Raw genomic sequence first — 25,025 nt, 5'->3', positions numbered from 1 at the left:
GGTCGTGATGAAACTGGCCGTGGCCCCGCCGCCGAACCCGTTCGGCAAGCGCCGGGTTTGGCTTAGCCGACGAGGGCCGGGGCGGCACCGTCATTTTTCGTCGAAGGCGTATCGTTCGCGCGATTGACTAGCAACCCATCGATCAGAACACTCAGTAATTCGCCCCGGCTGTGGGTGCCGGATTTGCGGTAGATCGCATTCAGGTGCGCCTTGACCGTGCCCTCGGCACAGCCGCGCACCCGCGCGATTTCTGCGATCTCAAGCCCCTTGACCAGAAAGTTGGCAACATCCGTTTCCGACGGCGACAGTTGCCAGTTCTCGAAATGGGCGTTGATCACGTCATGGACCGCGGCGCTGGCCAGTTGCAGGCTGTTTTCCAGATGGGCTTTGCGGCGTAGCAGTTTCACCAGATGGTAGGTTTCGAACGCGATCGCAGCGACAAGGCTGAGCGTGGCGAGCGCCTCGATACTCAAGTGCAGCGGGAAGCCTGCGGAGGGACCCTGTTCGCGGTAATCGGTGATGACATCGCTGGTGAAGAACACGGTACAGATGACCTGTATCGTAATCAGCAGGAGGATACCTGCGGGCATCCGCGATTCTGGTTTGATCTTCAATCCCATACAGGCATTTTACCGCTCGGGGAGGTCCTTGTAACCCTTGACCATAGCGCTGGGCAGGTTGACGCCGGTGCGCTTGCTTTCGAAGATCACGGCAAGGATGTGCAACACGACGCTGATCTCGGTCCAGGTGACAGAGACCTCGTGCACCTCTTCGGGCCATTCCACGCCCCAAAACATGTCGGTGGTCATCAGGTGACCGGACAGCCCCACGACCAGAAGCGACAGCAGAAGGTTATAGATCATCAACGCGCCAAGCGGGGTGTGGCCGATGTGGATGTGTTTCCGTCCGGCGGCGATTTCGCTGACCTGCCCCATCGCACCTGTTGCACTGGGCGGAAAACTGGAGAAACGGGCGTATTGGGTGCCCATGAACCCCCAGAGGATGCGGAACAGAACCAGAGCGACAACGAAATAGCCGACCCATTCGTGCAGTTTGCTGTCATCGTCGATCACCAGGGCATTGGCGGCAAAGGCCACCACGAGCGACCAGTGGAATAGTCGGACCGCGGGGTCCCAGACTTGAATGCGCTGCATGGTCTTTCTCCTCGGTCTCGCCGGCGGGCGGCCTGGTGGGCCGCCCTAACCGGGGTTTGGTCTCAGTCTTCTTCGGTCCGGATGACGGCAAAGTCGCCATCAAGGAAGACTTCGTATTTCTTGCCGTCCTTGCGGGCATAGGCCTCGTACATGCCGTCTTCGATCTTGATCTTGCCGACTTCGTATCCCTGTTCGGTCAGCATTTCACGGATCTTGGCGGTGTTCGCGTCGTTCAGTTCAACCGGCTCAGCGGCAAAGACTGCGGTGGCGACTGTGGCGGCCAGAAGGGCGGGCGCGATGATTTTCTTGAACATGGTAGGCTCCTGTAGATTTTGGGGTCCGGCAGGGCGGTTGAGTGCATCCCTGCGCCAACCGGACATGGCCGTTGGAGCCGTGCCAGAGTATTGGCCGCCAGTTGCAATGGCACCCGATAGAACGTTCGTTGAGGGAAATATAACCCGGGTTTATGAAAACGGCCTATCGCTGGCCGTAATAGAGCCCGACCACATGTTCGGCCTTAGCGAAAAACAGCCAGCGTGACACCAACACGCCGACCAGATGGCTGAGCACGGCGAGCGCGGCCATGACGTGGCTGAACGGGATCAGAAGGCACAGCACGGGCAGAATCGACATCAGCACCAGGGCGATGACGCGCAGTTTGGCAGCGTGTTTGCGCCCGACGACGTGGACCATTTCGCGCAGCAGGTAATTGGTGCCGGTATGTGGCGGTTCAAAGGCGCGCACGGCGCCGCGTCCGCCCAGACCTGTGGCGCTGGCCAGCGTGGTGCCGGACCGCGCAAGGGCACCGTCACCGACCATCCAGTAGGCCAGTTGCACAATCCCGGCTGCCGCCAAAAGCCAGATCGCAATATCGGTCTGGCCCGCCATGAGAGCGCCCCCTGCAAGGGCAAGGCTAAGGAACAGAACCGGGGTCAGGGGCATGTTCCAGCGCGGTATGGTCTTGAGTTGGGCATAGATCATCGAGGTCGCGAAAACCGTTGCCAGGCTGGCCAGCCCACCGAGCCAGCCCAGAAGGGTCAGGCGGATGTCGAAAAACACCAGCCCCGCGCCATAGACCGCCATCAGGATCAGGGCCGTCACGGAAATCCACGCCTCACGGCTGAGCCAGCTGGTCTGCCACTGGCTGAACGCCTTGAGCGCGCGTTCCGGGTGGCCGAGGTGAAAGGTCGAGGCCAGTAACCCGCCGACCGCCAGAAGATAGGCGATCGAGAAAAAGACAAAGGCCACCATGCCGGTTGATCCGGGAAAGCCGAAGCCAAGCCAGAACAGCAGGCCAAAGCCGAGCCCGGACAGGGTGGTGAACAGAATGACGGACGGGGCGGGGTGCATGTCAGAGTTTCTCCAGCGCCTTGTCGAGCCAGCCGAGAAAGCCCGTCGGCTCTTGCGCGACGGGGGCCAGCAGGGGCGCCAGCACGTCGATCTGGTCCTTGGGGCGGGGCGGCAGGTATTTGTTGACCGGCTTGGTGCCCTGTTCCGGCATCAGGTCCATGCCGCCGCGGTCGGCGGTGAGTTTTGAGACGTTGCTTTCGGGATCGGCAAAATCGCCAAAATGGCGCGCCCCGGCCGGACAGGTGCGCACGCAGGCGGGTTCGCGGTCTTCTTCGGGCAGGTTTTCGTTATAGATGCGATCGACGCAGAGGGTGCATTTCTTCATCACGCCTTCGGCGGCGTCGAGTTCGCGCGCGCCGTAAGGGCAGGCCCAGGCGCACAGGCCACATCCGATGCAGTCGCTTTCGTTGACCAGAACGATGCCGTCCTCGACCCGTTTATAGCTGGCCCCGGTGGGGCAGACGGTGACGCAGGGCGCGTCGGTGCAGTGCAGGCAGGATTTGGGAAAATGCACAAGCTGCGCCGCGCCCTGATCAGGCTGGACCTCATAACTGTGCACACGGTTGAGGAAGGTGCCCGATGGGGAGGCGCCGTAGGGGTCCTGATCGGACAGGGGCGCGCCATAGTTTTCGGTGTTCCAGCCCTTGCAGGAAATGACGCAGGCATGACAACCAACGCAGGTGTCGAGATCGATCACCAGGCCGAGTTGTCTTTCGGTTTGGTCGGGAAGCTGGGTCATGCGGCCCCTCCTGCGCGAATGGTGAGGGCGGAGCCGGGGCTCTGCCCCGGACCCCGGAGTTTATTGGGCAAGATGAAGGGGGAGGTCATTTTTTCACCTGCCAGGTCAACGCGTCGAGGCCGGATCCGATCGGGGAGGAGATCGGCGGCAGGGAAGGTTGGCTTTCCTTTGGGGCAGTGGTTTTTTCGATTTTGACCTTGAGGTCGAACCACGCGGCCTGACCCGTGATGGGGTCGGAATTGGACCAGCGCAACCCGTCGCCCTTGGGTGGGAGGAGTTCGTGGATCAGGTGATTGAGAAGGAAGCCTCTGGTTGCCTCGGGGGCGTCCGGTTCAAGCTCCCATGCGCCTTTGCGTTTGCCGATGGCGTTCCATGTCCAGACGGTGTTTTCGTTGAGCGCGGCCATTTCCATGACCGGAACGGTGATGGCGCCGTGGGGCGATGTGACACGCGCCCAGTCGCCATCGGACAGGTCATGAGCGCGCATGAGTTTTGTCGGCACGTAAAGCGGATTCATCCCGTGGATTTGGCGCAGCCAGGCGTTCTGGCTGCCCCATGAGTGGTACATGGCCATGGGCCGCTGAGTCAGGGCGTGGACAGGGTAGTCGCCGGGGGCTGTGGTCGTGTCATACCAGAGCGGCAGCGGGTCCATGCGTTGTTTGATCTGGTCGCGCAGGTGATCGGGGGGCTGGCGGGTGCCGTGACCTTCGGCGGCCAGCTGGAACCGGCGCATGGGTTCGCTGTAGAGGTTGAACAGGTAGGGCTGCGGGCTATCGAAAAGGCCGAGGTTGACAGCCCAGTCCTGGTAGGCCGCGTTCCAGGGTTTGTAGTAACTTGCCTCTTGCGGGATATGCCCGACCCAGAACCCACCATTTTCGATATAGCGGTCAAGCTGGTCCGGGTTGGGCGCGCCGCGACCCGTGCCGGAGCCCTTTGCGCCACCCCGCCATCCGGCCAGCGGGCCGATGCCGGGCTTGCGTTCGTGGTTCACGATATAGTCGGCATAATCGGTGTATTTCGCGCTGCCGTCGTCCTGCGTGAAACCGGGCAGCTTCATTTTGTTGGCCAGTTGGACCAGCACCGTCTGGAACCCGCGCACGTCGCGGTCGGGATCGACCACGGGCCAGCGGATGGCGTCGGCGGCGGCGTCGGCCTCGCAGATGGGACGATCCAGCAGCGAGATGCAGTCGTGCCGCTCCAGATAGGTGGTATCGGGCAGGATCAGGTCGGCATAGGCGACCATTTCCGATGAATAGGCATCGGAATAGATGATGTGCGGGATAACGTAGTCGCCGTTTTCATCCCGGTCGGTCAGCATGTCGATCACGCCCGAGGTGTTCATGGAGGAATTCCACGACATGTTGGCCATGTACATGAACAGGGTGTCGATCTTGTAAGGGTCCCCCGCGTGGGCGTTGGAAATGACCATATGCATCAACCCGTGCGCGGACATGGGGTTTTCCCATGTAAAGGCCTTGTCGATGCGCGCGGGGCTGCCATCGGGTTTGAGCGCGAGATCGTCGGGGCCATGCACAAAGCCGAGGTGGGGACCGTCAAGCGGGGTATTGGGCTGAACGCCACAATGGGGTTTGGGGTGCGCTTCGGGCGGTTTGGGGTAGGGCGGTTTGAACCGGAAACCGCCGGGCACCTCGACCGTGCCGAGCAGGATTTGCAGCACATGCAGGGCGCGACAGGTCTGAAACCCGTTGGCATGCGCACTGATCCCGCGCATGGCGTGAAAACTGACCGGGCGGCCCGTCATGGTCTTGTGCGTTTCGCCGCGAAAGTCTGTCCATTCGATGTCGAGTTCGAACGCCTCGTCAAAGGCGACGCGGGCCAGTTCGGCGGCGATCGCGCGGATGCGGGACGCGGGGATGCCACAGCGGTCCGCCACGGTTTCGGGGGCGTATGCGTCCGACAGGTAGCGGTCCGCCATCAGGTGGAACACGGGGCGGTGGGTGACGCCCGCATGGCGGTAGGATCCGGACAGATCGGGGCGGACGCCGGGTTGGTCAAACGGCGTGAGCTTGCCCGTGGTGCGGTCGATCACCAGCGGCTTGCCGTTTTCGTCCCGCATCAACAGGCCGTGCTCGGGCGATTTGTCATCGCCGTTCACCAGCACTGGCGCATTGGTAAACCGCGCGAGGTAATCGAGGTCGATCTTGCCCGCCTGCATCAGAGTGTGGATCAGCGACAGGATGAACAGCCCATCGGTTCCCGGGGTAATACCGACCCAGTCATCGGCCACGGCGTTGTATCCGGTGCGGATCGGGTTGACGCCAATGACCCGCGCGCCGCGCGCCTTGATCTTGCCGATGCCCATCTTGATCGGATTGCTGTCATGATCCTCGGCCACGCCGAACAGCATGAACAGTTTCGTGTGGTCCCAGTCGGGCTGCCCGAATTCCCAAAAGGCGCCGCCCATCGTGTAGATGCCCGCCGCCGCCATGTTGACCGAGCAGAATCCGCCGTGCGCGGCATAGTTCGGCGTGCCGAAATTCTGCGCCCAGAAGCTGGTAAAGGATTGCGATTGGTCACGGCCGGTAAAAAAGGCGAGCTTTTCCGGATTTTCGGCACGGATCGGCGCCAGCCACCCGGTTGCGATCTCCAGCGCCTCATCCCATGAGATTTCTTCGAATTCTCCCGATCCGCGCGGACCGACACGTTTGAGGGGCGCGCGCAGGCGGGACGGGGCGTTGTGCTGCATGATGCCGGCGCTGCCCTTGGCGCAGAGTACGCCCTTGTTGACCGGGTGATCGCGGTTGCCTTCGATATAGGCGACCTGACCATCCTTCATGTGCACGTTGATGCCGCACCGGCAGGCACACATGTAACAGGTCGTTTTACGCACCTCGTCCGAGATTTTGGGCGATGTGTCCAACCGGGGCTGTTTCAGGGCCATGAGCTACCTATTCATCGTGTCGCACGAGCCTAGGGGCATTCCGCGAGGCTCGCGACAATTTTCTGGTTTGAAGGGGGAATGCAAAACGAATTTGTGCATTTTGCCGTTCAATCGGAAATCGGTCATCGGTCCCCCAATGGCACATAGGCGCGCGGGTCCGGTCCGTTGTACAGGGTCAGCGGGCGGATCAGGATATTCCCGCGCTGTTGTTCGATGCACTGGATCACCCAGCCCGGCATGCGCCCAATGGCAAAGATCGGAACATACAGATCCATCGGGATGCCATGCAGCTGGTAAATCACGCCTGAATAGAAATCGACATTCACGTTCAGACCATGGCGCGCATAAGGTTTCATGGCCTCAACCACGGCCTGAAGAATTTCGTACCATTCGGGCGCGCCCATTTCATCGCCCAGTTTGCGCACACCATCCCGCATATGGCGTGCGCGCGGGTCTTCGGCGCGGTAAACGCGGTGGCCAAACCCTGTCACGGCCTCGCGCGCGGCGCGTTTGGCTTTGACATAGGCCGCGGCGTTGTCGGGCGTCCCGATCTCATGGACCATTTTCATCACGTCCTCTGCCGCGCCGCCGTGTGCCGGGCCGGCAAGGGTGGACAGGGCGGTGACGATGGCCCCGTGCAGGTTTGCCTCGGTTCCAACCGTGACGCGGGCGGCAAAACTGGATGCATTGGCGCCGTGTTCCGCGTGCAGGATGAAATCGACATCCGCCAGATGGGCCGCGTCAATACTGGGCTTTTCACCCTTTAGCATCCACAGCCAGTTGGCGGCATGGCCAAGGTCGGGATCAGGGGCAACAGGTGTGCGACCATTGCGAATGGCCTCGTGCGCGGCGATCAGGGTCGGGACCTGCGCGATCAGGCGAATGCCATTGTCCACGAATGCGTCTTCGCCGGTTTTCTGGCTGACCGGGTCCACAGCGGCAAGGGCCGATACCGAGGTGCGCAAAACGTCCATCGGGTGGCCATCCTTGCAGGCGGCGATGATGTCGTGAATGGCATCAGGCACGCCCCGCGCCACGCGCAAACGGCCGTCAAATTCGGCCAGTTCCGCAGCAGTTGGCAATTCGCCGTGGATCAGGAGGTAAGAAACCTCTTCAAACGTGGAGTGGGCCGCAAGATCATGGATGGAATAGCCGCGATAGCTCAGTTCACCCTCCGAACCGTCGATGTCACTGACGCCGGATCGTTCAAAGTACACGCCCTTCAGGCCACGGTTGATCTTGACGGGTTCGCTCATTTCAGGCTCCTTCAGGGGCAGGATTGGGGGCGGGAATGGCAATTCTGGAACAGGTGTTCAAAACGGCAAAAGCGCGACAGGCGCGGGTGGTCTTCCCCGAAATGGAGGACCCGCGTGTGGCCGAGGCCGTTGCGCGGCTGCGCGCAGATGAGATTTGCGTGCCAGTCGGTTTGAGTGATGTCTCGGACGCGCATGTCGCGGCGCTGGAGCGCACGCGCGGTCTGAAACAGGCGATTGCGCGCCGGATGTTGCAGAAACCGCTGTATCGCGCGGCGGCCATGGTGGCCTGTGGTGAGGCGGACGCGATGGTTGCCGGGGCCGACAGCCCGACCAAGCGGGTGATCGAGGCCGCTGCCATCGGCATCGGGCTGGCCGAGGGGGTCAGCGCGCCATCGTCGTTTTTCCTGATGCTGTTCCCGGATGGGCGCAACATGGTGTTTGCCGATTGTGCCGTGAACGTCAGTCCGGATGCGCCCACGCTTGAGGCGATTGCGCGGGCGTCGGCGGCCACGGGCGCGGCGCTGCTGGGCGATGCACGGGTCGCGATGCTGTCCTTTTCCACCGGGCAATCCGGCAGCGGCGACAGCGTCGATCTGGTGCGCTCGGTCTGCGAGGCCACGGGGTTCACCGGCCCGATACAGGCCGACGCGGCCCTGAATGCCGGGATCGCTGCCAAAAAGGGAATGGGCGCGGGTGATGCCAATGTATTGGTCTTCCCCAATCTGGATGCAGGCAACATTGCCTATAAACTCTGTCAGGAACTGGCGGGTGCGCAGGCGCTGGGCCCGTTCCTGCAAGGGTTCGCGCGCCCCGTGTGCGATCTGAGCCGGGGCGCGCGGGTGGAGGATATCGTGGCGGCCACCGCCGTGACGGTGGCCCTGGCCTGAGTGGTCTCAGACCTTCTGCGGGCGCATGTCGGCCGCGTCGATCCCGGCGACATGTACCGGTTTTTTCATCGCGTCGCGGCGGAAGGGTTCGCCCAGTTCCTGATTGATCATCGCCTCGATCAGGGTGGTCCGGCCATGTTTCATCTGATCCGTGATCGCCGTGTTCAGCGCGGCGGTCAGCCCTTCCATCGTGTGGGCCTGAACCCCTTGCAACCCGCAGGCGCTGGCGATTCCCGCGTAGGATACGCTTTCGTCCAGTTCCGTGCCGACAAAGTTGTCGTCGAACCACAGGGTCGAGTTTCGTTTCTCGGCGCCCCACTGGTAGTTGCGGAAGACGATCATGGTGATGGCGGGCCATTCGCTGCGCCCGATGGCCGTCAGTTCGTTGCAGGCGATGCCAAAGGCGCCGTCCCCGGCAAACCCGACAACCGGCACGTCAGGGCAGCCGATCTTGGCGCCGACGATGGCCGGCAGGCCATAGCCGCAAGGACCAAACAGGCCGGGCGCAAGGTATTTGCGCCCTTCTTCGAACGACGGGTAGGCATTGCCGATGGCACAGTTGTTGCCGATGTCCGAACTGATGATCGCGTCTTTGGGCAGGGCGCTTTGAATGGCGCGCCAGGCCATGCGGGGGCTCATCCAGTCGGGTTTGGCGGTGCGGGCCCGTTCGTTCCAGGTGGTGCCAGGATCGTCGTCTTCGTGGTCCATACCCGAAAGCTGCTGCGCCCAGGTGGATTTGGCCTTGGCAATCTTGTTCTTGCGCTCTTCGCGGCCTTCGTCCCCGGCACTGTCGCTGAGATTGGCCAGAATGCCTTTGGCGACCTTCTTGGCATCCCCGACGATGCCGACGGTGACCTTTTTGGTCAGTCCGATGCGATCGGGATTGATATCAACCTGGATGATCTTGGCGTCAGTCGGCCAGTAATCCATGCCATAGCCCGGCAGGGTCGAGAACGGGTTCAGGCGCGTGCCAAGGCACAAAACCACATCTGCGTCTTTGATCAGCTCCATGCCCGCCTTTGATCCGTTGTAGCCCAGCGGACCGGCAAACAGGGGGTGCGACCCGGGGAAGGCATCGTTGTGCTGATAGCCAACGCAAACCGGAGCGCTCAGCCGTTCGGCCAGTTCCATGGAGGCGGGGATGGCACCGGCCAGAACAACACCAGCGCCATTCAGGATGACTGGGTTCCTGGCGCCGGACAAAAGGTCGGCCGCCGCCTCGACCGAATTTTCGCCGCCGGGCGAAACTTCGAACTCAATCGGCTCGGGAATTTCGATGTCGACCACTTGTGTCCAGAAATCGCGCGGGATGTTCAACTGGGCCGGGCCGGACAGGCGTTTGGCCTTTGAAATCACGCGGGTCAGAACCTCGGCCACCCGGGATGGGTCACGCACCTCTTCCTGGTAGGCGACCATGTCCTCGAACAGTTTCATCTGTTCGACTTCCTGAAATCCGCCCTGACCGATGGTCTTGTTCGCGGCCTGCGGCGTGACCAGCAACAAGGGCGTGTGATTCCAGTACGCGGTTTTCACGGCGGTCACGAAATTGGTGATGCCGGGGCCGTTCTGGGCGATCATCATCGACATCTTGCCGGTCGCGCGGGTGTACCCGTCCGACATCATCCCGGCGCTGCCTTCATGCGCACAGTCCCAAAAGGTGATTCCGGCGCTGGGAAACAGGTCCGAAATGGGCATCATGGCCGACCCGATGATGCCGAATGCGTTGTCGATCCCATGCCGTTGCAGGGTTTTTACAAACGCCTCTTCGGTGGTCATTTTCATTGTGAAATCTCCCCTGAAACACAAACAGCCCGGCGCGGCGCGCAGAGTGTTGGTTGAACGTTTCTAGGCGCTTGGCCCGGGGGCGGTTAGGGCCAGTCTGTTTGGCTGGTTAGGTCCAGCTAGGGCGCAAGCGCGGCAGCTAATCGGGCAATGCCCGGCTCAATGCGCGATTCCGGAATCGAGGAATAGCCCAGCCGATAGAAATCGCGCGGCTTTTCCGGCCCGGAAAAGAACGGGGCGCCCGGTTCGATCAGGACGGATTGAGCGCGCAACTGTGTGGCCAGGACATCGGTATCGACCCCGTCGGGCGCCCGCATCCACAGCGACGACCCGCCATAGACACCGCGCCCGGCAATTGTCAGGCCGTGTTGGGCGATGGCCGTTTCCAGCGTCTTGCGCCGCGCGTGCAGCGCCCGCGACATGCGCCGGATTTGTGCATCATAGTGGCCCAGCGACAGAAAATAGGCGGCGGTGCGCTGGATGTTGCCCGGCGGGTGGCGCAGCACCGAAGCGCGCAGGGCGCGGGCCTGACGGATGAACGGCTCGGACCCAACCAGATAGCCCAGCCGCAGCCCGGGGCAGAGCGACTTGGAGAAGCTGCCGACGTAGATCACCCGCCCATCGCGGTCGATCGATTTCAGCGCCGGATAGGGGGCGCCCAGAAAGGACATTTCGAATTCATAGTCGTCCTCGACGATCAGCGCGTTCAGATCGCGCGCCCGGTCAAGCAGGTCCCGGCGGCGCTTCATCGGCATGGTGGCGGTTGTCGGGCTCTGGTGGCTGGGGGTGCAGAATATGACGTCCGTTTCGGGCGGAATGGCATCCGGCGGCAGCCCGTCCGCATCCACGCGAATGGGCGATACCGGACAGCGCGTATGCATGAGCAGATCGCGCAGGGCGTGGTAACAGGGGTCTTCGATCGCGGCGCGGCGGCGTTTGCTTAACAGCACCTGGGCCGTCAGCCACAGGGCGTTCTGCGCCCCCATCGTGATGAGGATTTGTTCCGGCCGGGCTGTGATCCCGCGCCGGGGCAGGGTGTGGCGGGCGATGAATTCGACCAAAAGCGGATCATCGCGGTCGTAATAATCTGCCGTCAGCGAATTGAAATCTTTTTGCCCCAGCGCGCGCAGCGCGCAGAGCCGCCAGTTGGCGTGGTCAAACAGCGTCGGATCGACCTGCCCATAGATGAAGGGATAGCGATAGGTCTGCCAGTCCTGCGGCTTTTCGGGGGTGTCGCCTTCGGTAAAGCTGCGGGTGATGGCACGGGACCAGTCGACCGTATCCTCGGACCGGGGGGAAGGGTCATAAACGGGTGGAACCGGGGCGTTTTCCGACACGTAATACCCCGAGCGTCCACGCGAAGTGAGGTAATCATTAGCCAAAAGCTCGGTATAGGCGAGCGTGACCGTGATGCGGCTGACCCCGAGATGCGTGGCCAGTTTCCGCGTCGAGGGAAGTTTTTCCCCGTGATGGAACCGGCCCGACAGGATCCCCCGGGCGATCATCTGTTGAATGCGCGCCTGCAACGTGCCCTGCACGTCCGGATCCAGAAAGAAGGTCTCGACCGAAATTGCCATGTCAGCACAATAGGCTGGACTTACAGGGGCTGCAATCTGGACTTAGTCCGCTCGTGCCGTTCAGGGCGGCGCGGCCTATTGACGGATCAGAAGAATCGAAATAACTAGGTTTATAGTTATTTAGGAGATGAAAGATGTGGGAAACCGCCGCACAGGGGTTTGCAGCGATGGGGTCCGAGGCTCGGCTGCAGGTCCTGAAAACCCTGGTACGGGCCGGAGAGGCCGGTCTGAGCGTGGGTGAAATTCAGGATCGCACCGGCATCGCCCCTTCGACCCTGGCGCATCATCTCAAGTTTTTGGCCGCCGGCGGGTTGGTCGAGCAGCAAAAGGTCGGGCGCACGGTCATCAACCGGGCCTGTTACGCCCATTTGCGTGACCTTGCGGGCTTCATCCTGAGCGAATGCTGCGCGGACGCAGTGAGAAAGGCGGTCAACGATGGCTGACACGACCCAACCCCCGCGGGCGGGCCTGTCCCTTGCCGCGCTGAAAACCCCCTGGGCGCTGAGCGCGGCGATCCTTTTGGCCGTCGCTGTTTTGGACCCGGAAAACCTCGGCACCGTGGCGACATTTGCTGTGCGTGCGCTGGGGGGAACCGCGCCCTACATCCTGTTTGCCGTTCTGTTGCTGGCCTATCTCAAGGCAACCGGCGCCGAGGTCATGGTGGCGCGTGCCTTTCAGGGGCGCGAGGGGCGGATGATCGTTCTGGCGGCCCTGTTCGGTGGCCTTGCCCCGTTCTGCTCCTGCGAGGTGATCCCGTTCATTGCCGGGTTGCTGGCGCTGGGCGCGCCGCTGTCGGCGGTCATGGCGTTCTGGTTATCTTCGCCGCTGATCGACCCGCCGACCTTGTTGATCACGGCCGGCGCGCTGGGCTGGTCCTTTGCCATTGGCAAGGCGGTCGCCGCGGTGGCGCTGGGCCTGTTTGGCGGTTTGATCGTGCGCGGGCTGATGCGTCAGGGCGCCTTTGCCGCGCCATTGAAGGTCTATCAGCGCAGCGGATGCTGCGGCTCGGGCCCGAAACTCGACGGCAAACCCGAATGGCGGTTCTGGTCCGAGCCTGCCCGGCGCGAAACCTTCCGCGCCGAGTTCATCAGCAACGGGGTGTTCCTGCTGAAATGGATGACGCTGGCCTATGTGCTTGAGGCCGTGCTGGTGCAATATGTGCCCGCAAGCCTGATCGCGGGCGTGGTTGGCGGCGACGGGGTCGGGTCCATCGCGATTGCCGCGCTGGTTGGGATGCCCGCCTACCTGAATTCATACGTTGCGCCGCCGCTTTTGGCCGGGCTTATGGAACAGGGGATGAGCGCGGGCGCCGCGATGGCCTTTATGATTGCAGGGGCGGTCAGTTCGATCCCGGCGATGGCGGCCGTCTGGTCGCTGGTCAAACCGCGCGTCTTTGCGGCCTATCTGGGATTGGGCGTGCTGGGCGCGATCCTGTCGGGGATGCTGTTCCAGCTGGTGGTCTAAGGGCTGGCCCCGGACGATGCGCCGGGGCCAGCGATACGTCAGCCGAATACCTTAGTCAGGGCCTTGTCCACGGCATCGGTGATTTCGTCGATGTCGTCCGCCTTTGCGATCAGGGCCGGAGAGAAACACAGGCAGTTGTTCTTGCCCGGAACCGACCGGTTCGACGCGCCGATCACGACGCCCTGTGCCATGCAGTCGCCGGTTACTGCGGCGATCTGGGCCTCGGAAACCGGCTCTTTCGTGTCGCGATCCGTGACCAGTTCAAGACCGCAGAACAGACCCTTGCCACGCACGTCGCCGATGACCTTGTGCTTGTCCATCAGGGCATTCAGGTTGTCCATCATATGCGCGCCCATGGCATTGGTGTTTTCAAGCAGGTTCTCATCCTCGATGATGCGCATGTTTTCCAGCGCGGCCACGGGGCCGGATGTGCAGCCGCCAAAAGTGGAAATATCGCGGAAATGGTTCAGCTTGTCGGCGGGATCGTCCTTGAAGTAATTGAACACCTCTTCGGTGGTGACCAGACAGGCAATGGCGGCATACCCACTGGCCACGCCCTTGGCCATCGTGACCATGTCGGGCTGAACGCCATATTGCTGATAGCCGAACCAGGTGCCGGTGCGCCCGATGCCGCAGACGACCTCATCGATATGCAGCAGGATATCGTACTTGCGGCAGATCTCCTGCACCTTTTGCCAGTAGCCTTCGGGCGGGGTGATGACGCCGCCGCCTGCGGTAACGGGTTCAAGGCAGAGCGCGCCCACCGTGTCAGGACCTTCGCGCAGGATGGTCTGTTCGATCTGATCGGCGGCCCACTCACCGTAATTCTCGACCGGCGCGCCATCCTGTTCGTGGCGGCGATATTCCAGACAATGGGGAACGCGGACAAAACCGGGGGTGAAGGGGCCGTATTGCACGTTGCGTTCGTCCTGGCCGCCCGCACTCAGACAGGTGATCGTCGTGCCGTGGTAATCGCGGTCGCGATACAGGATCTTGTTCTTTTTACCGCCGTATTTCTTGTGCGCGATCTGGCGCACCATCTTGAACGCTTTCTCATTTGCCTCGGACCCGGTGTTCAGGAAATAGACGCGTGACAGGCCCGGCATTTTCGAGATCAGCTTTTCCGCGAACAACGCCCCGGGAATCGATCCGGCAGACCCGGCAAAGTAATTCAGCTTCAGCAACTGGTCGCGCACCGCGTTGGCAATGCTTTCGCGGCCATAACCGACATTGACTGTCCAGACGCCGCCTGACACGGCATCCAGATGTTCCTTGCCATACTGGTCCCACACCCGCATGCCACGTCCTTCGACGATGATGCGCGGGTCGCTGGTTTCATAGGGTTTGTGTTGGCTCAGGTGGTGCCAGACATGCGCCTTGTCGGCCTCGACCACATGAGAAATATCGTTGTCACTGAACATGCCTTCCATGCCGGGCCCTTTCGAATTTGGAGAAGAACGCAGGCCGCGCGCCACGGCGGGGCCTGTGTTTGATCAAAAAACAACAGCGCGAAAACACGGCAGAATATAGGGCCAGTTGCTGTGCAGCACTAAGTCCAAAAACAAGAGAAACAGCGGGAGCAGTGGTATCTGAATTTCACTAAGCTAATGAAAACAGGATGATTTAACCCTTTCGGCGCATCTTGCAGCGCGTCTCACGGCGAAAGGAAATGTCCCTGGACTCCAGAAAAAACATTGATCGCCAAGGGGATTTCGTTTCGGATCAGGTCAGACGTGCGGAGCCGGAGACGGTGCACCGTACGCGAGTCAGAACGAAAGCGCCGCACAAGCGGACCATTCAGGGAGACAACTATGCAGACAAAATTCAAATTGATGGGCGCCGTTGCCGGGGCCGCCATGAGCGTGGCGGCAATGCCCGCGCTGGCCGCGGGGCATGGTGGCGAAGTCACCGTTGGCTATTTCCTGGAATGGCCGATGCCGTTTCAATACGCCAAGGTGAATGGCACCTATGACGAAGAAATGGGCGTCAAGGTCAACTGGGTCAGCTTTGATACCGGCACCGCGATGAGCGCGGCCATGGCGTCGGGGGACGTACAGATCAGTGTCAGTCAGGGTGTACCGCCCTTCGTTGTGGCCAACAGTGCCGGGCAGGACATTCAGATCGTGGATGTGGCCGTATCCTATTCCGACAATGATAACTGTGTTGTCTCCAGCAGTCTTGAGATCGACAAGGACAGCGCCGGCGAACTGGCTGGCAAGAAGGTTGCCGTGCCGCTGGGTACCGCCGCGCATTATGGCTTCCTGAAACAGATGAGCCATTTCGGCATTGATGTGGGCGGTCTGACGGTCGTCGATATGGCCCCTGCCGAAGGGGCCGCGGCCCTTGCACAAGGCAGTGTCGACATGGCCTGTGGCTGGGGCGGCGCGCTGCGCCGGATGAAGGAACACGGCAACGTCCTGCTGACCGGCGCCGAAAAGGAAGAACTGGGCATCCTGGTCTTTGACGTGACCAGCGCCCCGGCCGGGTTTGTCGCCGAAGAAAGCGAATTGCTGGCCAAGTTCCTGAAAGTGACCGCAGATGCCAACGCGATGTGGAACAGCGGCGAGAACACGGCAGAGATGCTGCCCGTGATCGCGAAAGACGCCGGTATGGATGCGGAAGCGACTGAATCCACCATGGCGACATTCGTGTTCCCCAGTGTCGAAGAGCAGCTTTCGGCCAAATGGCTGGGCGGCGGCAGCCAGGAATTCATGAAAGGCGTGGCGGATGTGTTCGTCGACGCCGGCAGCATCGACGCGGCCAAGGATTCCTATGACAGCGCCGTCAATACCGGTCCGCTTCAGGCGGCGGCCGGCATGTAAGTGATTTCCCCGGTCCGCAGCTCTGCGGGCCGGGGGCAAGAACGCAAGAGGCGGATGCCATCCGCCCAGACAACAGGTGGGATATGTCCGGGCTTTCCATAGAAAATATCTCGATGCGGTTCGATCTGCCTAACGGCGGCGCGGTGCAGGCATTGAAGGACGTTTCGCTTGATCTGAAAGCGGGCGAATTGCTCAGCGTTCTGGGCCCGTCAGGCTGTGGCAAGACCACGCTTTTGAATATCGTGGCCGGATTTCTGGCCCCGACCGAGGGCCGGATCGTTCTGAACGGGCATGAGGTGACCGGCCCGGATGCCGAACGGGGCATGGTGTTTCAGCAGGGCGCGTTGTTCGAATGGATGAACGTGCGCGAAAACGTCGGGTTCGGCCCGTCGATGAAGGGCATGGCCAAGGCGGAAAAGGCGCAGGTCGTCGATCACCTGCTTGAGGTGGTGGGCCTGCAGGATTTCAAGGACAAGGCCGTATATGAATTGTCCGGCGGGATGCAACAGCGCGTGGCGCTGGCCCGCTGTCTGGCCAATGACCCCGATGTCATCCTGATGGATGAACCGCTGGGTGCGCTGGATGCGCTGACCCGCGAAAAGATGCAGTCGCTGGTTCTGAAACTGTGGAAGGAAACCGGCAAGACCATCATCCTGATCACCCATTCGGTCGAAGAGGCGCTGTTGCTGGGCGAACGTTTGCTGGTGATGGCCCCGCGCCCGGGGCGCATTCATCGCGAATATCGTCTGCCGTTTGCCGAAATGGGCGTTGGCGCGGATCTGCGCGACGTCAAGAAACACCCCGAATTCGCCGAGCGGCGTGAGGAAATTCTGGCGATGATCTGGGACATGGAAGAAGAGATCATGGGCCGCACGGAGGCAAGCGCATGATCCCTTTCTTGATTTACGCGGCCATTTTTGTCGTCGCCTTCGTTGTTGTCGGGCAGATCAGCAAACGCGCGCAGCGGCATGATTTCACCTCGCTGAAAACGGTCACATTCGGCGACGAAAGCGCGGTGCAGCCGAACCGGATGGCCTCGGTCATTTCGATCCTGACGCTGTTCTTGCTGTGGGGCATGTTCACCGGGTCGGCCTTGCTGCCCAAATTCCTGCATGCGCCCGGCCCGTTCGAAGGGCTGGCAACATTCGAATACACGGCCGAGACACCGGATGGTCAAAGCGACACGGCGACGGTCACGGTGCTGGTGCATCCGATCGATCAGGAGGTGGACCTGCCCCAGGTCGATCCGGGCGACGGGTGGGCCAAGAATGACGCTGCCAAGGTCGGCGTCTGGCGCAGCGGGTTGATCCGCGTGGACAGGAATGACGACTTCGGCCGCGACGACGGGGCAGAAATCACCCAAGTGAACGGTCAGGATCTCGCCCCCGGTGGCGAAGTGATCACCGAGTTCGGCCGCGTGGGGATGAGCCCGAAAGGCACGTTGAATTTCGAACCGGCCAAGGGCTGGCAGATGGAGCCGATCTGGCTCCCCTCGCCCGAGGCGGTGGTGAAACGGGTGGGCGAGATTGCAGGCCAGGGGTTCCGGGGCAGCACCCTGTGGGAGCACCTGGGATATTCCCTGTTTCGCGTTGTGGTCGGGTTTTTCTTTGGTGCGTTGGTCGGCATTCCGCTGGGCTATGCCATGGGGCTGAGCAACTGGTTCCGCGGCTGGTTCGATCCGATTGTCGAATTCATGCGCCCGGTGCCGCCGCTGGCGCTGATCCCGCTGGTCATCATCTGGGCCGGTATCGGGGAGGTCGGCAAGATCATCCTCCTGTTTCTTGCGGCCCTCTGGATCATGGCGATCGCGGCGCGATCGGGCGTGTCGGGGGTCAATATATCAAAGGTGCACGCGGCCTATTCGCTGGGTGCAAGCAAGGCGCAGATCATGCGCCATGTGATCGTGCCCAACAGCCTGCCGGAAATCTTCACCGGGGCGCGGGTCGCCATGGGCGTTTGCTGGGGCACTGTCGTTGCGGCGGAACTGGTTGCCGCTGAAAAAGGGGCCGGCATGATGATCATGGTGGCGTCGAAATTTCAGAACACCGATATCGTGATCATGGGGATCATCCTGATCGGCATCATCGGGTTTGGCATCGACATGCTGATGCGCTGGGCCGAGCGTTTGCTGGTGCCGTGGAAAGGCAAGGGGTAAGCGCCTATTTCACCGGAAAGCTTTTGCGCCAGAGGTCGATGAACCTCTGGCGTTTTTGCTGGTCCAGCGCAACGATCAGCGCCGGGCTCAGACCGATGGGGCGCAATGCGGTTTCCGACAGGGTGGGGTGTTCATCCTGCGTGTCCTTTCCGGTCAGCGGGGTGATCAGCAAAACCTCCCGCAGGGCGGCTTTCCCGTCGGGGGACACAAGGAAATCCAGCAGGTCGCCCGCCGCCTCGCGGTTGGCAACGGTGCGCGGGATCATTAGTGCGCGGCTCAGGACAAGGGTATAGTCATTGGGCAGTACGATACCGATGCGCGGGTCGCGCTGTGCAGCGACCTGGGCGTAGGATCCCAGGACGTTATACGCGATCAGGTAAGTTCCATTGGCCACGCCGTCGATGATTTCGGCCGAACAGCAGGTCGCCACCGCGCCGCTGCGTTCCAGGCTTTCCAGAAGGGCGCCAAAGGTCGTCGCCTCACGCGCGTCGGAAAATGCAAAGAGATAGCCGAGCCCGGAGGACTCCACGTCATAGGTGGCCACCCGCCCGGCATAACGCGTGCGTTGCGGGCGCAGCAGGTCAAGCAAATCAAACCGGGTGCGCGGCACTTCGATACGGGGCACCAGATCGCGGTTATAGACCATCACCGCCGGTTCGCGGGTGATGCCCCATAACTCGTCCCGCCAGCGCAGCGCCTGGGGCAGGTCTGCCGTCAGGTTTGATCGGTGCGCGGCGGCGCAGGCGTTGTTGACCAGGTGGACCATCTGATGCACGCCCGAAGAAATCACCACATCGGCCCCGAACCGCCCGGCGCGGCAATCCTGCAGGCTGATGTCATAGAGCGCGTTCGACCCCCATTGTTCATAATCGATGGCCAGATCGGGCCGGGTACGCAGATACGCGTCCATCACCGGGCCGAACACGGCGATGTCAGTGGTCGAGCGGACCAACAGGCGGGTGTCGGCAGTGTCCGGGCCAAAGCTTTGGCGCGCCTCCTGCGCATTGAGCGGCGCGGCGGCGAGGGTAAGAAGAAGGGCAAACAGACGCCGGATCATGACTGCCCCTCAGCCAGAGGCAGAACAAGTGCGGCGCGAAATCCGGTGTCGGTGGGGGTGAGAGTCAGATCGCCGCCATAGGCCCGCGCCACCGCGTGGGCGATCGACAGGCCCAGGCCCGACCCCTGGCCAGCGGCGTTTCCCCGGTCGGTAAACCGCGCGCCGATCTGGCCGAGTGTCGCGGCATCGGGGCCCGGTCCGCTGTCATCGACCCACAGAATTGCCTGACGGTCCTGCACCCCTGCGCCAACGGTGATTGGGGATTTTCCGTACCTGACCGCATTGGCCAGCAGGTTCTTGGCCGCCTCGGCCAGGGACAGCGTGTCGGCGGCCACCATCACCGGCGTTTCGGTTATGGCCAGGCGGATGTCCGTACCGGGGGTCGTCAGGGCGTGATCGTCGGATTCGGTGACCTCAAGCGCGACGTCGCGCAGATCGAACCGCTCGCGCCGCAGGTTTTCGGTGCGGTGAATGACCAGCGCCCGCGACAACATCTGATCCAGCAGGTGCCCCAGATCGACAGTGCGCTGGTGGATGCGCTGTACGATGGCCGAGCGGCGGCTGGCGTCGGGTTCTTCGGCGGCCAGATCGGCCTGCGCGCGCAGCGCGGCCACGGGGGTGCGCAGTTGATGAGCGGAATCCGAAATCAGCGTGCGCATGGAGGACACCTGTTGGTCGATGCGCCCCATGAACCCGTTCAGCGCCTGCACCATGCCGGCGGCCTCTTGCGGGACATGGGCCTCAACCGGGGTCAGATCATAGGGGTCGCGCGCGGCAAAGGCCGTGGTCAGCCGGTCCAGCGGGCGCAGGGCGGATCGGACGACAAATCCGGCCAACAGCGCCATGGCTACCCCGGTGATGGCCAGAACGATCAGCGCCCGGCGCGTGATGTCGAGCGCAAGGGCCCGGCGCGCCAGCCGGGTCTGGCCGACGATCACCTGCACGGAGCCGGATATGTCGCGTTCGGCGAACTGGCGGCTGACGGCGGCGTAGCGGGCCGGTTCATCGATGAACTTAGCGTCGTAAAATGCAATCTGCCCCGTGGGGGCATCCGGCGGGTCGGGCAGGTCACGGTCCCCGGTCAGAAACTCGCCACCCGGCCCCATGACGCGATAGGCGATGCGATCATTCGGGGCGAGGGCAAGCAGTTCAAAGGCCGACGTGGGCAGGTCGACAATCAGCCCTTCCGGGCCGACCGAGACCGAGGCGGCAATGTCGTTGGCGGCCCCGACAAGCAGGCGGTCATAGGCCTCTTGCGCGGCTTGCCGGCCATAGGCAAAAGCGGCCACAGAGACCAGAACGCCCCCCGCCGCCAAAAGGATCGCGACGGCCAGCGCCACGCGGGCGCCCAGGGACAGGTCGCGCCTAGGCATCCAGATCCAGCTTGTAGCCCAGCCCCCGCTGGGTTTCGATCCGCACGCCGCTGCCGACCAACTTTTTGCGCAGCCGCGCGATATAGAGCTCGATCGCGTTCAGCCCGACATCGGCATCGTCAAACGAGAACAGCCCTTCGAACAGGCGTTCCTTGCTCATCACCTTGCCCCGGTTGTGAATCAGCAGGCCCAGCAGCGCCAATTCGCGGCGCGTGACCGGCAGGGGCTGCCCCGCAACCGTGACAAGCTGGGCCGTTGGGTTGAATGTCAGGTCGCGCAGGGAAATATCTTCGCCCTTTTGCGCCTGGTCGCGGCGGTAAAGGGCCTGAATGCGGGCCTCAAGTTCGCGTTGATCAAAGGGTTTGACCAGATAGTCGTCGGCCCCGAGGTTGAGCGCTGACACCCGGTCATCCACCGAAAACTGCGCCGTCAGCATCAGGACCGGTGTGCGCGTGCCCGCCGCCCGCAGGTCGCGCAACAGATCGGTGCCCAGCCCGTCGGGCAGGTTGATGTCGAGAACGATGACGTCATAGGCCTGAACATCCAGAAAGCCGCGCGCCTCGTCCAGGGTGGCGGCCACATCGCAGGCAATTCCGCTGCGCCCAAGGCGGATCGCAATCGCCTCGGCCATGTCGGATGTGTCTTCGACAAGCAGCAAGCGCACCCTGCGGACCCCCAAGTTCAGCCGGTGTCGGCGCGTTGGCGCCGGTTTCTGGCAGAGTGTGACAGGTTGCTGACAGGTTCAACCACTAAGACGCGGAGTCACATAGCGCCGGGAAAACCGGCCTGATCATGAACGGAGGAGTAAGTCATGACATTTTCATTTGCGCGCAGCGCACTGGCCGCAGCGGCCTTGGGTCTGTCCGCCCTGACGGCGGGCGCCCAGGGGTTCACACCGGAAAACCCCGAATGTATCGCCCCCGCGAACCCGGGTGGCGGATGGGATTTCACCTGCCGTCAGGTGGGCAAATCGCTGCAGGACCTGGGCCTGCTGGACAAGACGATGCAGGTTGTGAACCTGGCCGGGGGCGGCGGTGGCGTTGCCTTTGCCGAGGTGGTCAACAAGCGCGGCGATGACAACGACCTGATCGTCGCCGCCTCATCCGCGACGGCCACACGGCTGGCGCAGGGCGCCTATCCCGGCAATACCATGGACCAGGTGCGCTGGCTGGCGACCATCGGGGCCGATTACGGCGTGATCGCCGTTGCTGCCGACAGCTCGGTGCAAACCCTGCCCGAACTGCTGGACATGATTAAAAACGACCCGACCAGCGTGGCGATTGCCGGTGGTTCCGCTGTGGGCGGATGGGACCACCTCAAGGTGCTGATGGCGGCCAATGCGCATGGGATCGAAGACGTGCGCAAGGTGAAATACATCGCCTTTGACGGCGGCGGCGAGGCGGTGACGCAATTGCTGGCCGGGTCGGTTCAGGCCTTTACCGGCGATCTGTCCGAGGCGAAGGGGTTCGTGGACAGCGGCGACATCCGCGTGATTTCGGTCCTGTCGCCCGAGCGTCTGGACGGTGAATTCGCCGATTTCCCGACCGCCAAGGAACAGGGTGTCGACGTGGTTGGCGCCAACTGGCGCGGGTTCTATGCGCCGGGCGACATGTCGGACGCGGCCTATGACGCCTGGGTTGAAAAGCTGGCCGCGCTTTATGCCTCGGACGAATGGAAGGCGATCATGGCCGCCAATGGTCTGGCGCCGCTCGACCTGCAGGGCGATGCGTTTCAGGAGTTCGTGTCGAACTCGGTCTCGCAAATCCAGACGATCAGCCGCGATATCGGCATCATCAAGTAAAATCATGACCGGGGCGGGGTCACCGCCCCGGTCATCCAGAACTGACATTTAGGGGAGGGTGAGACCATGAGTGACCGCGTTTTTGGGGCCTTCGGGCTGATCCTGGCGCTGGGCTATGCCTGGGCGGCGCTGTTGATCGAGGAAAGTTTTCTGTCGGATGCGGTGGGGCCAAAGGCGTTTCCGCTGATCATCGCGGCCATTCTGGCGCTGTCGTCCCTAGCCATCGTTCTGCGTCCGGATACCGAACCGGAATGGCCCGCCGTGGGCCGGTTGGCCGAAATCGGCGCGGCGGTGGTTGTCATGATCCTTTATGCCCAGTTCCTGCCCGTCATCGGGTTTGTCATCGCAACCGCGGTGGCCGCCACCTACCTCACCTGGCGGCTGGGAACGCCGCCGTTGGGCTCGCTTTTCACGGGCGCTTTCACCTCGGGCGGGATCTATGTGGTGTTCCATTTGATCCTGGGTCTTTCACTGGCCCGCGGGCCGCTTGGGTTCTGAGGGGAAATCATGGAAACCTTGAGTTCACTGGGCGACGGGTTCGCCATCGCGCTGAGCTGGCAGAACCTGCTGCTGGCGCTGCTGGGGTGTTTTCTGGGCACGGTGATGGGGGCCCTGCCCGGCCTTGGGCCGTCAAACGGCGTGGCAATCCTGATCCCTCTGGCCTTTACCCTGGGGCTGGATGCGACGGCGGCGCTGATCCTGCTGACCTCGGTCTATTACGGCGCGATGTATGGCGGGCGGATTTCGTCGATCCTGCTGAATATTCCGGGCGATGAACCGGCAATGATGACCTGCCTTGACGGATACCCGATGGCGCAAAAGGGCCGTGCGGGCGAGGCGCTTGCCCTGTCGGGGATTGCGTCCTTTGTTGGGGCGTTTCTGGCGACCTGGGGGCTGATCCTGTTGGCGCCGCAACTGGTCAAGATCGCGCTTTTGTTCGGTCCGGCGGAATATTTTGCCCTGTTCGCGCTGGCCTTTGCCACGCTGGGTGGGGTGAGTTCGACCAATCAGGCAAAATCGGCCTTTGCCGCGATGCTGGGGCTGGGCCTTGCCATGATCGGGGTCGATACCCAGACCGGCGTTCCGCGGTTTACCTTTGGAGAGGTGCATCTTTATGACGGCATCGATTTCCTTGTGGCCATTGTCGGCCTGTTTGCCCTGTCCGAGGTGTTCATCTTTCTTGAACACCGCCACGGCAGCGCGGAGGCCGCCGGCCGCAAGATCGAGATTGGCCGCCTGACGCCCTCCTTTGCGCTGCTGAAATCCTGCACGCCGACGATGCTGCGCACCTCATTCCTGGGGTTCATTGCAGGTGTGTTGCCGGGGGCGGGGGCGTCATTGGGGTCGTTCATTTCCTATTCGATGGAAAAGCGGCTGGTGGACAAGGACGGCACATTCGGCACTGGCGATCCGCGCGGTGTGGCCGCGCCCGAGGCCGGCAACAACGCCGCCGCGGGGGGCGCGCTGGTGCCGATGCTGGCGCTGGGCGTGCCGGGGTCGGGCACAACGGCGGTTCTGCTGGCTGTGCTGCTGTCGCTGAACATCACGCCGGGTCCGTTGCTGTTCACGCAGAACCCTGATGTGGTTTGGGGTCTGATTGCGGCGCTGTTCATTGCCAATTTCATGTTGCTGGCGATGAACATCCCGATGGTGGGCCTGTTTACCCGCGTTCTGCTGGTGCCGCCGCGCATCCTCATGCCGGTTGTGGCCATGGTCAGCTTTGTCGGGATCTACGGGATCTCGGGGTCCAGTTTCGACCTGATCGTGATGGTCGGATTCGGCGTTATCGGCTGGGTCCTGCGCAAGCTGGACGTGCCGCTGGTGCCGGTGATCCTGGGCACATTGCTGGGCAATGCGATGGAATCGAACCTGCGCCGCGCCGTGACAATCGACGATGGCGATTGGTGGACCCTGATCGACAGCCCGCTCGCCATAATCCTGTGGAGTGTTGCAGCGGTGGGGTTCATCCTACCGATCATCGTCGGCAAGACCGTCAAACGCCGCATGAAGCGTTCCGACGAGGGCGCGCTGACCGACTGAAACGCTGCAGGGTCCGCGCATGCGGGCCCTCGCCTTCATCGGTCAATTCAGCAGTGTGTCGCCGTTTTAAGTGTCACATAGCTTTGCCAGGGCACGGACCAAGCACGTCTTAACGGCATGCGAATGCACCTGTCGGATCAGACATATTATGTGGTGAATGGGGAGGAGTTTTGGTGGAGCCTAGGGGGATCGAACCCCTGACCTCTTGCATGCCATGCAAGCGCTCTCCCAGCTGAGCTAAGGCCCCAAAACCGTGCGCCGGTGTCTAGGCGCATCGCCGGGCAGGATCAAGCAAAAAAATCCAGCCCGGCTTTAATTGTTCAGATCACTCTTCGTCATCCGCGGCGACGTCTGCGATTTCGTCCAGAGAGACGTCATCATCTTCGTCGTCGTCGTCCAGAATGTCATCTCCCAGATCGACATCGAGCGCGTCGTCATCTTCGAGAACGGCATCGTCATCTGTCTCGGCAGCTTTTTTGGCTTTCACCGTGGCCGCGTCTTCGGCATCGGCCGCGATCATGCGCGCCTTGCTGACATCCACTTCCATGACCTCGCCCGTGTACGGGCTGACGATCGGAGTCTTGTTCAGGTCGTAAAAACGTTTACCTGAGGTCGGGCATAGGCGTTTTGTGCCCCATTCTTCCTTGGGCATTGGCAATCCCCTTG

23 protein-coding genes and 1 tRNA gene are annotated in these 25,025 nt (G+C 62.2%); 9 read left to right on the top strand and 15 right to left on the bottom strand.

The window, feature by feature from the left end; all coding sequences use genetic code 11:
• Positions 1 to 62: 62 nt before the first annotated feature.
• From ACXYMO_RS15985 to ACXYMO_RS15955, 7 genes are all read right to left on the bottom strand, one after another.
• Positions 63 to 590 carry a helix-turn-helix transcriptional regulator gene (locus ACXYMO_RS15985; protein ID WP_458879728.1) on the bottom strand — a complete coding sequence of 176 codons (528 nt, stop codon included), beginning with the start codon at positions 588 to 590 and terminating at the stop codon, positions 63 to 65.
• 39 nt (positions 591 to 629) lie between these two features.
• Positions 630 to 1,154, bottom strand: a complete 525-nt coding sequence (locus ACXYMO_RS15980; protein ID WP_458879727.1) for a cytochrome b/b6 domain-containing protein — start codon at positions 1,152 to 1,154, stop codon at positions 630 to 632.
• A gap of 62 nt (positions 1,155 to 1,216) precedes the next feature.
• The gene (locus ACXYMO_RS15975) at positions 1,217 to 1,468 is read right to left on the bottom strand and encodes a PepSY domain-containing protein (protein WP_458879726.1); all 252 of its coding nucleotides are present in this window, start codon (positions 1,466 to 1,468) and stop codon (positions 1,217 to 1,219) included.
• 163 nt (positions 1,469 to 1,631) lie between these two features.
• Positions 1,632 to 2,504 carry a dimethyl sulfoxide reductase anchor subunit family protein gene (locus ACXYMO_RS15970; RefSeq protein WP_458879725.1) on the bottom strand — a complete coding sequence of 291 codons (873 nt, stop codon included), beginning with the start codon at positions 2,502 to 2,504 and terminating at the stop codon, positions 1,632 to 1,634.
• Between the two features lies 1 nt (position 2,505).
• Positions 2,506 to 3,243: a 4Fe-4S dicluster domain-containing protein gene (locus tag ACXYMO_RS15965; protein WP_458879724.1), complete on the bottom strand. Its 738-nt coding sequence runs from the start codon at positions 3,241 to 3,243 to the stop codon at positions 2,506 to 2,508.
• 85 nt (positions 3,244 to 3,328) lie between these two features.
• Positions 3,329 to 6,145, bottom strand: coding sequence for a molybdopterin oxidoreductase family protein (locus ACXYMO_RS15960; protein ID WP_458879723.1), 2,817 nt, complete (start codon positions 6,143 to 6,145; stop codon positions 3,329 to 3,331).
• 122 nt (positions 6,146 to 6,267) lie between these two features.
• Entirely contained in the window at positions 6,268 to 7,401 is a 1,134-nt protein-coding gene (locus ACXYMO_RS15955) for a citrate/2-methylcitrate synthase (RefSeq protein ID WP_458879722.1), read from the bottom strand.
• A 35-nt stretch (positions 7,402 to 7,436) separates the two neighbouring features.
• Between ACXYMO_RS15955 and ACXYMO_RS15950 the strand changes: the two genes are divergently transcribed.
• A complete protein-coding gene (locus ACXYMO_RS15950; protein WP_458879721.1) occupies positions 7,437 to 8,288 on the top strand; it encodes a phosphate acyltransferase in 852 nt (283 codons plus the stop codon).
• A 6-nt stretch (positions 8,289 to 8,294) separates the two neighbouring features.
• Here ACXYMO_RS15950 and xsc read toward each other — a convergent pair whose 3' ends face one another.
• Together xsc and pdxR are read right to left on the bottom strand one after the other, a co-directional pair.
• Positions 8,295 to 10,070 carry a sulfoacetaldehyde acetyltransferase gene (gene xsc, locus ACXYMO_RS15945; RefSeq protein WP_458879720.1) on the bottom strand — a complete coding sequence of 592 codons (1,776 nt, stop codon included), beginning with the start codon at positions 10,068 to 10,070 and terminating at the stop codon, positions 8,295 to 8,297.
• A gap of 119 nt (positions 10,071 to 10,189) precedes the next feature.
• Positions 10,190 to 11,647: a MocR-like pyridoxine biosynthesis transcription factor PdxR gene (pdxR, locus tag ACXYMO_RS15940; protein WP_458879719.1), complete on the bottom strand. Its 1,458-nt coding sequence runs from the start codon at positions 11,645 to 11,647 to the stop codon at positions 10,190 to 10,192.
• Positions 11,648 to 11,781: 134 nt separating this feature from the next.
• Here pdxR and ACXYMO_RS15935 point away from each other — a divergent pair, with 134 nt between their 5' ends.
• Together ACXYMO_RS15935 and ACXYMO_RS15930 are read left to right on the top strand one after the other, a co-directional pair.
• Positions 11,782 to 12,090: an ArsR/SmtB family transcription factor gene (locus ACXYMO_RS15935; protein ID WP_458879718.1), complete on the top strand. Its 309-nt coding sequence runs from the start codon at positions 11,782 to 11,784 to the stop codon at positions 12,088 to 12,090.
• Positions 12,083 to 13,111, top strand: coding sequence for a permease (locus ACXYMO_RS15930; protein ID WP_458879717.1), 1,029 nt, complete (start codon positions 12,083 to 12,085; stop codon positions 13,109 to 13,111). The genes ACXYMO_RS15935 and ACXYMO_RS15930 overlap by 8 nt, the downstream gene beginning before the upstream one ends.
• 38 nt (positions 13,112 to 13,149) lie before the next feature.
• On the opposite strand, the gene ACXYMO_RS15925 is transcribed toward ACXYMO_RS15930, so the two are convergent.
• A complete protein-coding gene (locus tag ACXYMO_RS15925) occupies positions 13,150 to 14,541 on the bottom strand; it encodes an aminotransferase family protein (protein WP_458879716.1) in 1,392 nt (463 codons plus the stop codon).
• Positions 14,542 to 14,922: 381 nt separating this feature from the next.
• Between ACXYMO_RS15925 and ACXYMO_RS15920 the strand changes: the two genes are divergently transcribed.
• From ACXYMO_RS15920 to ACXYMO_RS15910, 3 genes are all read left to right on the top strand, one after another.
• Positions 14,923 to 15,933: a taurine ABC transporter substrate-binding protein gene (locus tag ACXYMO_RS15920; RefSeq protein ID WP_458879715.1), complete on the top strand. Its 1,011-nt coding sequence runs from the start codon at positions 14,923 to 14,925 to the stop codon at positions 15,931 to 15,933.
• Between the two features lie 83 nt (positions 15,934 to 16,016).
• Entirely contained in the window at positions 16,017 to 16,823 is an 807-nt protein-coding gene (locus ACXYMO_RS15915; protein WP_458879714.1) for a taurine ABC transporter ATP-binding protein, read from the top strand.
• Positions 16,820 to 18,088 carry an ABC transporter permease gene (locus ACXYMO_RS15910; RefSeq protein ID WP_458879713.1) on the top strand — a complete coding sequence of 423 codons (1,269 nt, stop codon included), beginning with the start codon at positions 16,820 to 16,822 and terminating at the stop codon, positions 18,086 to 18,088. Before ACXYMO_RS15915 ends, ACXYMO_RS15910 begins: the two co-directional genes overlap by 4 nt.
• A 4-nt stretch (positions 18,089 to 18,092) precedes the next feature.
• Here ACXYMO_RS15910 and ACXYMO_RS15905 read toward each other — a convergent pair whose 3' ends face one another.
• Genes ACXYMO_RS15905 through ACXYMO_RS15895 form a run of 3 tightly spaced genes read right to left on the bottom strand, consistent with a single transcriptional unit; the run spans position 18,093 to position 21,182 of the window.
• A complete protein-coding gene (locus ACXYMO_RS15905; RefSeq protein ID WP_458879712.1) occupies positions 18,093 to 19,145 on the bottom strand; it encodes an ABC transporter substrate-binding protein in 1,053 nt (350 codons plus the stop codon).
• Positions 19,142 to 20,518, bottom strand: a complete 1,377-nt coding sequence (locus ACXYMO_RS15900; protein ID WP_458879711.1) for a sensor histidine kinase — start codon at positions 20,516 to 20,518, stop codon at positions 19,142 to 19,144. Before ACXYMO_RS15900 ends, ACXYMO_RS15905 begins: the two co-directional genes overlap by 4 nt.
• Entirely contained in the window at positions 20,511 to 21,182 is a 672-nt protein-coding gene (locus ACXYMO_RS15895; RefSeq protein ID WP_458879710.1) for a response regulator, read from the bottom strand. Before ACXYMO_RS15895 ends, ACXYMO_RS15900 begins: the two co-directional genes overlap by 8 nt.
• Positions 21,183 to 21,329: 147 nt before the next feature.
• Here ACXYMO_RS15895 and ACXYMO_RS15890 point away from each other — a divergent pair, with 147 nt between their 5' ends.
• The 3 genes from ACXYMO_RS15890 (at position 21,330) to ACXYMO_RS15880 (ending at position 24,359) form a co-directional block, all read left to right on the top strand.
• A complete protein-coding gene (locus ACXYMO_RS15890) occupies positions 21,330 to 22,319 on the top strand; it encodes a Bug family tripartite tricarboxylate transporter substrate binding protein (protein ID WP_458879709.1) in 990 nt (329 codons plus the stop codon).
• Positions 22,320 to 22,385: 66 nt separating this feature from the next.
• Positions 22,386 to 22,817 (top strand): tripartite tricarboxylate transporter TctB family protein, encoded by a 432-nt coding sequence (locus tag ACXYMO_RS15885; protein ID WP_458879708.1) that lies wholly within the window; start codon positions 22,386 to 22,388, stop codon positions 22,815 to 22,817.
• 9 nt (positions 22,818 to 22,826) lie between these two features.
• Entirely contained in the window at positions 22,827 to 24,359 is a 1,533-nt protein-coding gene (locus ACXYMO_RS15880) for a tripartite tricarboxylate transporter permease (protein ID WP_458879707.1), read from the top strand.
• A gap of 171 nt (positions 24,360 to 24,530) precedes the next feature.
• On the opposite strand, the gene ACXYMO_RS15875 is transcribed toward ACXYMO_RS15880, so the two are convergent.
• Together ACXYMO_RS15875 and ACXYMO_RS15870 are read right to left on the bottom strand one after the other, a co-directional pair.
• Positions 24,531 to 24,606, bottom strand: a tRNA-Ala gene (locus ACXYMO_RS15875).
• A gap of 78 nt (positions 24,607 to 24,684) precedes the next feature.
• Positions 24,685 to 25,011 carry a TIGR02300 family protein gene (locus ACXYMO_RS15870; protein ID WP_458879706.1) on the bottom strand — a complete coding sequence of 109 codons (327 nt, stop codon included), beginning with the start codon at positions 25,009 to 25,011 and terminating at the stop codon, positions 24,685 to 24,687.
• Positions 25,012 to 25,025 lie beyond the last annotated feature (14 nt).

The sequence above is a fragment of the Arenibacterium sp. CAU 1754 genome, assembly GCF_054482635.1.
Note: the sequence above shows the minus strand (reverse complement) of the source record. Positions and strands in the feature narration are given on the sequence as shown.